The 5,273-nt window shown below is 49.7% G+C and carries 4 protein-coding genes, 4 tRNA genes, 1 rRNA gene, 1 other RNA gene and 1 pseudogene; 2 read left to right on the forward strand and 9 right to left on the reverse strand.

The window, feature by feature from the left end:
• The 6 genes from HYQ67_RS23570 to HYQ67_RS23595 form a co-directional block, all read right to left on the reverse strand.
• On the reverse strand, positions 1–245 hold a 245-nt coding region (locus HYQ67_RS23570; protein WP_000031670.1), incomplete at its 3' end, for a GTP-binding protein.
• Between the two features lie 112 nt (positions 246–357).
• Positions 358–433: transfer RNA gene (locus HYQ67_RS23575), tRNA-Thr, on the reverse strand.
• A 5-nt stretch (positions 434–438) separates the two neighbouring features.
• A tRNA-Gly gene (locus tag HYQ67_RS23580) sits at positions 439–513 on the reverse strand.
• A gap of 118 nt (positions 514–631) precedes the next feature.
• Positions 632–756: non-coding RNA, RtT sRNA (locus HYQ67_RS23585), on the reverse strand.
• A gap of 44 nt (positions 757–800) precedes the next feature.
• Positions 801–885: transfer RNA gene (locus HYQ67_RS23590), tRNA-Tyr, on the reverse strand.
• 10 nt (positions 886–895) lie between these two features.
• A tRNA-Thr gene (locus HYQ67_RS23595) sits at positions 896–971 on the reverse strand.
• A 330-nt stretch (positions 972–1,301) separates the two neighbouring features.
• Between HYQ67_RS23595 and HYQ67_RS23600 the strand changes: the two genes are divergently transcribed.
• Together HYQ67_RS23600 and coaA are read left to right on the forward strand one after the other, a co-directional pair.
• Positions 1,302–1,850, forward strand: coding sequence for a GNAT family N-acetyltransferase (locus HYQ67_RS23600; protein WP_202308596.1), 549 nt, complete (start codon positions 1,302–1,304; stop codon positions 1,848–1,850).
• A gap of 204 nt (positions 1,851–2,054) precedes the next feature.
• Positions 2,055–3,005, forward strand: coding sequence for a type I pantothenate kinase (gene coaA, locus HYQ67_RS23605; RefSeq protein WP_202308598.1), 951 nt, complete (start codon positions 2,055–2,057; stop codon positions 3,003–3,005).
• A 27-nt stretch (positions 3,006–3,032) separates the two neighbouring features.
• On the opposite strand, the gene birA is transcribed toward coaA, so the two are convergent.
• The 3 genes and pseudogenes from birA to rrf all read right to left on the reverse strand — a co-directional run bounded on the left by birA (position 3,033) and on the right by rrf (position 5,271).
• The gene (gene birA, locus HYQ67_RS23610; protein ID WP_202308600.1) at positions 3,033–3,995 is read right to left on the reverse strand and encodes a bifunctional biotin--[acetyl-CoA-carboxylase] ligase/biotin operon repressor BirA; all 963 of its coding nucleotides are present in this window, start codon (positions 3,993–3,995) and stop codon (positions 3,033–3,035) included.
• Positions 3,992–5,023 (reverse strand): annotated as a pseudogene (gene murB / locus HYQ67_RS23615) (UDP-N-acetylmuramate dehydrogenase); the annotation flags it as partial. The gene birA and the pseudogene murB, both read right to left, overlap by 4 nt.
• A gap of 132 nt (positions 5,024–5,155) precedes the next feature.
• Positions 5,156–5,271: ribosomal RNA gene (rrf, locus tag HYQ67_RS23620) — 5S ribosomal RNA — on the reverse strand.
• Positions 5,272–5,273 lie beyond the last annotated feature (2 nt).

The raw sequence follows: 5,273 nt of genomic DNA on the forward strand, positions 1-5,273 counted from the left end.
CAGTCAACGTGCGCATAGTGGCGAGTCGGGGTGTCATATTCAACGTGGGAAGTGTTGATGGTGATACCACGAGCTTTTTCTTCTGGTGCGTTATCGATCTGGTCGAATGCACGAGCAGCGCCGCCGTAGGTTTTAGCCAGTACGGTAGTGATTGCAGCGGTCAGCGTTGTTTTACCATGGTCAACGTGGCCGATAGTACCGACGTTAACGTGCGGTTTTGTACGTTCAAACTTTTCTTTAGACATCGATTGTCCCTCTAAGACACGGATAAATCGGTGGTATCACCACGTCAACCAGGCTTAATGCCTGAATTTGCTGAATTCACTAACAGAAGAAAAACAGGGAGGAGAATAGAAGTGGTGCTGATAGGCAGATTCGAACTGCCGACCTCACCCTTACCAAGGGTGCGCTCTACCAACTGAGCTATATCAGCACATCTGGAGCGGGCAGTGGGAATCGAACCCACATCATCAGCTTGGAAGGCTGAGGTAATAGCCATTATACGATGCCCGCATCTTAGAACTCGGCTACCTGCTTAATTCTGTTTTGAATCTGAGAAGAGACTTCTCAGTATTCGAGTCGACTCACGTGGAGCTTGTCGCCTCTGGCTTCGCGAAGCGTCGCCTTAAAATGGTGGTGGGGGAAGGATTATTCGTCACTTCGCTCCTCACCCTTCGGGCCGTGCTGCGCACGTTGTTTCGCTGCGCTCAGCTCGAACCTTGTCGAAGGTTTTCACCTTCCCCGCACGGTGCTCGGACTGACTATACCGTATGGGTTAACCTCAAAATTAAGGTTAAAAATGGTGGTGGGGGAAGGATTCGAACCTTCGAAGTCGATGACGGCAGATTTACAGTCTGCTCCCTTTGGCCGCTCGGGAACCCCACCAGGCACTTGATGGTGCCGACTACCGGAATCGAACTGGTGACCTACTGATTACAAGTCAGTTGCTCTACCTACTGAGCTAAGTCGGCATCAAGTAGCGCGCATTCTAGGAACACAGACGCCGCTATGCAACAAAAAAATTGCATTAAATGCACTACTGCTCACATTTTGCACGACACATCGACTATTTGATGAATTATCCATCACTTCTGGATGGTTTTTACCCGGCAAAAGGTTCTTAGCTCTCTGCCAGCCCTTGAAAATGATCCACAGTGCACCCGAAAAGTGCAGTCCTGGTTTGTTTTGCCCTGCAGAAGCGCACTAACACTCTATTTTTCTACTTTGGCCCAGGGAATAAGGATGTGTGATCTGGATCACTTCTTGCTTGTCAGAAGAAGACTCACGCAGGAGGATTAATAATGAAAATTGTTGCTTTGAATGCTGCCACGCTACCGATCTACTACCGCGAACTTGCAACATTGCTACTCGACTCAATGGCCAGCGGTGCCTCCGTGGGCTATCAGCAACCCCTTTCACGGGAGGAGGCTGAAAACACTTTCTATCGTTTAAGGAGTGCTCTGGATAAGGGTGAGCTGCTGATGTGGATTGCGAGAGATGAGCAAGGCCTCGTAGGGTTTGTCCGTCTGGAGCTTTGCCTTGAACCGGATGGTTTAAACCGTGCGGTAATAAAATCGCTATTAGTGCATCGCCGGGCCCGACGCAGAGGGATCGCTAAACAGCTCATTACGGCTCTGGAGAAAGCGGCTCTGGCAAATCACCGTGGATTAATCTCCCTCGATATACAGGCGGGCACGCCAGCTGAAGCCTTTTATCGCGCTCAAGGCTACCGTTGCCTGGGTGAACTGCCAGATTATCTCCGCTCTCAGGACGGTTACTACCACCCAGCAGTGATCTACTATAAACGTCTCTTTGCGGTGAATCAGGTTATAAGAGCAATTGCTGGTTAAGCCTGTCTAAAAACGTGATGCTTACTCGTGAAAGCGTCACGCCTTCGTTTTTTTCTTATTATTATCCCCCATCTGGTGTTACCCTCCTGCCCATTGTTGAACAGTAGAATACGTTGCGCGCCGTTGATTATCTGAGCTTAGTTTCATTTCCTCAGTCCGCGTTAAACGTTCATTTTGTCCTGAATTACAGGCAGAAGCATGCTTATGAGTAATAAAGAGCAAATGTTAACGACCCCATACTTGCAGTTCAATCGTAGTCAGTGGGCAGCCCTGCGTAACTCGGTGCCAATGACGCTGACCGAAGGCGAAGTCGCGCGGTTGAAAGGCATTAATGAAGATCTCTCGCTGGAAGAGGTGGCAGAAATTTATCTGCCTCTTTCGCGTCTGCTGAACTTCTATATCAGTTCAAACCTCCGCCGACAGGCCGTGCTGGAGCAGTTTCTCGGTACCAATGGGGAGCGAATTCCCTACATTATTAGCATCGCAGGTAGTGTGGCCGTCGGTAAAAGCACCACGGCACGTGTTCTGCAGGCCTTGCTTAGCCGTTGGCCAGAACATCGTCGTGTTGAGCTCATTACCACAGACGGTTTTCTTCATCCGAATAAGGTTCTCAAAGAACGTAATCTGATGAAGAAAAAAGGATTCCCGTTATCCTATGATATGCATCGTCTGGTTAAATTTGTTTCTGACCTGAAATCCGGCGCAACGAATGTCACCGCTCCCGTCTATTCGCATCTTATATATGATGTGATCCCGGACGGAGACAAAACGGTTACCCAACCCGATATATTAATTCTCGAGGGGTTAAACGTTTTACAAAGCGGAATGGACTATCCACACGATCCGCACCATGTATTCGTTTCGGATTTTGTCGATTTTTCGATTTACGTCGATGCGCCTGAAGATCTGCTCCAGGACTGGTATATCAAACGCTTCCTGAAGTTCCGTGAGGGGGCATTCACCGATCCAGATTCTTATTTCCATAATTATGCGAAATTATCTGAAGATGAAGCAGTGAATATTGCCACTCAGCTGTGGAAAGAGATTAATGGCATGAATTTAAAAGAAAATATACTTCCAACTCGCGAGCGAGCCAGTCTAATCATGACAAAAAGCGCGAATCACGCAGTTGAAAGCGTTCGACTAAGAAAATAGCAAAATGGGGGATACCTCCCCCATTAATTATTTCACGCCTCTTAGCGAAATCTCACCGCCGACCCAGGGCTTTATCATTCCGTCCTGTTCTAATAACAGGGCGCCCTGCTCGTTTATTCCGCGCGAAATACCGAAGATCTCACGATCGCCAATGATTAATTTAACCTGACGATTTAAGTAATTATCGAGCGCCTCCCAGCGGGATAAGAATGGAACAAGACTTTCCTGTTCAAAGAGCGTTAACGCCGCACGCAGTTTTTGAATCAAGGTAACCGCCAGCGCATTACGATCGATTTCAATCCCTGCTTCCTGGAGGTTAATCCACCCCTGATTTATTACGTCGGTGGCCACATTACGCATAGCAAGATTAATCCCTGCACCGATAACAATCTGGGCAGCATCGCCGGTTTTACCCGTCAATTCGACAAGTATGCCGGCCAGCTTTCTGTCGTTAAGATAGAGATCGTTCGGCCATTTTACCCTGACCTCTTCAGCGCCAAGCTCGCGAAGCACTTCAGCCATCACGATACCAATAACCAGGCTCAGACCAACTGCCGCAGCCGGGCCCTGTTCCAGGCGCCAGTACATGGAAAGATAGAGATTGGCGCCAAACGGGGAAAACCACTGTCTCCCACGTCGGCCACGCCCTGCCTGTTGGTATTCAGCGATGCAGGCATCACCTGACTGAAGTTTATCAAGTCGTTCCAGCAGGTATTGGTTCGTAGAGTCAATGACCGGCAGTACCGCCACGGAGCCCTTTGTTATCTGCGATTTGATCAGGGATTCATCAAGCAGCTGAATGGGATCCGGCAGGCTGTACCCTTTACCCGGTACGGTGAATACGTCCACACCCCAGTCCCTTAACGTCTGGATATGCTTATTGATTGCCGCGCGGCTCATGCCAAGCTTTTCACCAAGCTGCTCGCCGGAATGAAACTCGCCATCCGCAAGGATGCTAATCAGTGTAAGAGGAATTTTATTGTCTTTCACGCTATCGTCTCCACGGCACTGACTTCACCCTTTGAGCCGATAAACCTAACTTCAGGCTCCAGCCATACGTTAAATTTTTCACCCACTCGCTGACGAATGTAATGCGCCAGGTTAACGACATCCTGGCTCACTGCATTCTCTGCGTTGATGAGGACCAGCGCCTGCTGGCGGTGAACGGCTGCGCCGCCGATTTGATAGCCCTTAAGCTGGCACTGATCGATAAGCCATCCAGCGGCCAGCTTCGTGGAGCCATCCGCCTGTGGGTAGTTGGGCGCATTGGAGTTAGTGCTTATTAGTTCTGCTGCAATTTCTGCCGGAATAACGGGGTTTTTAAAGAAGCTACCAGCATTTCCATGAATGCGCGGATCCGGAAGCTTAGTTGTTCGCATATGGCAAACAGCATCAAAAACTGCCTTCGGGGTAACCTTCGCGGGATCCAGTTTGGCTAAATCACCGTATGTGAGCACAGGTTGCCAGGTTTTAGGCAGCTGCAGTCCTACGGCTGTGATTGCAAAATTATCCTGCAAATCGTGTTTAAAGATACTGTCACGGTAGCCAAACTGACATTCTACGTTGTTCAGCCGCTGCATTTCGCCGCTACGCAGATCTACACAATCAACGTAATCACACACCTGCTTGAGCTCGACGCCATAGGCGCCAATATTTTGTATTGGGGAAGAGCCTACGCAGCCGGGAATGAGTGCAAGATTCTCCAGCCCCGACATTCCATTTGTCAAAGTGTACTCAACGAGGTGATGCCAGTTTTCACCCGCCCCAACATGCAGATGCCATGCATCGTCCTCCTCAACCACCTCGATACCGGAGATGCGATTCACTATGACCGTACCGCAGAAATCCTCCAGAAAGAGCACGTTGCTTCCCTCACCCAGGATCAAAACCGGCTGCTGAGCCAGAGCCGCATCATTCCATGCTTCTGTAAGCTGTTGCACAGTCTGCGCAATGACAATTCGTGAAGCGCTGGCCTGAATACCGAAAGTATTGAAGGGCTTAAGTGAGGTGCTCATAGTGGTATCTTTCCCGAGTTTAAACGCGGTTAGTTTACCTTATCTGGCTGAGCTTGGCTTGTATGGCGGAATGATGAATAAACCGCAGACAGCAAAAAGCCCTGTACAGAGTACAGGGCTTTCTACTTATTTGGAGCCTGGCAGTTCCCTACTCTCGCATGGGGAGACCCCACACTACCATCGGCGCTACGGCGTTTCACTTCTGAGTTCGGCATGGGGTCAGGTGGGACCACCGCGCTAGTGCCGCCAGGCA

Source organism: Dryocola clanedunensis subsp. sulfonylureivorans (assembly GCF_016756775.1).
In the GTDB taxonomy this organism is placed as follows: domain Bacteria; phylum Pseudomonadota; class Gammaproteobacteria; order Enterobacterales; family Enterobacteriaceae; genus Dryocola; species Dryocola clanedunensis.

Coding starts and splice junctions, on each gene's coding strand:
- HYQ67_RS23600 (WP_202308596.1), top strand. CDS start 1,302: ATGAAAATTGTTGCTTTGAATGCTGCCACGCTACCGATCTACTACCGC.
- coaA (WP_202308598.1), top strand. CDS start 2,055: ATGAGTAATAAAGAGCAAATGTTAACGACCCCATACTTGCAGTTCAAT.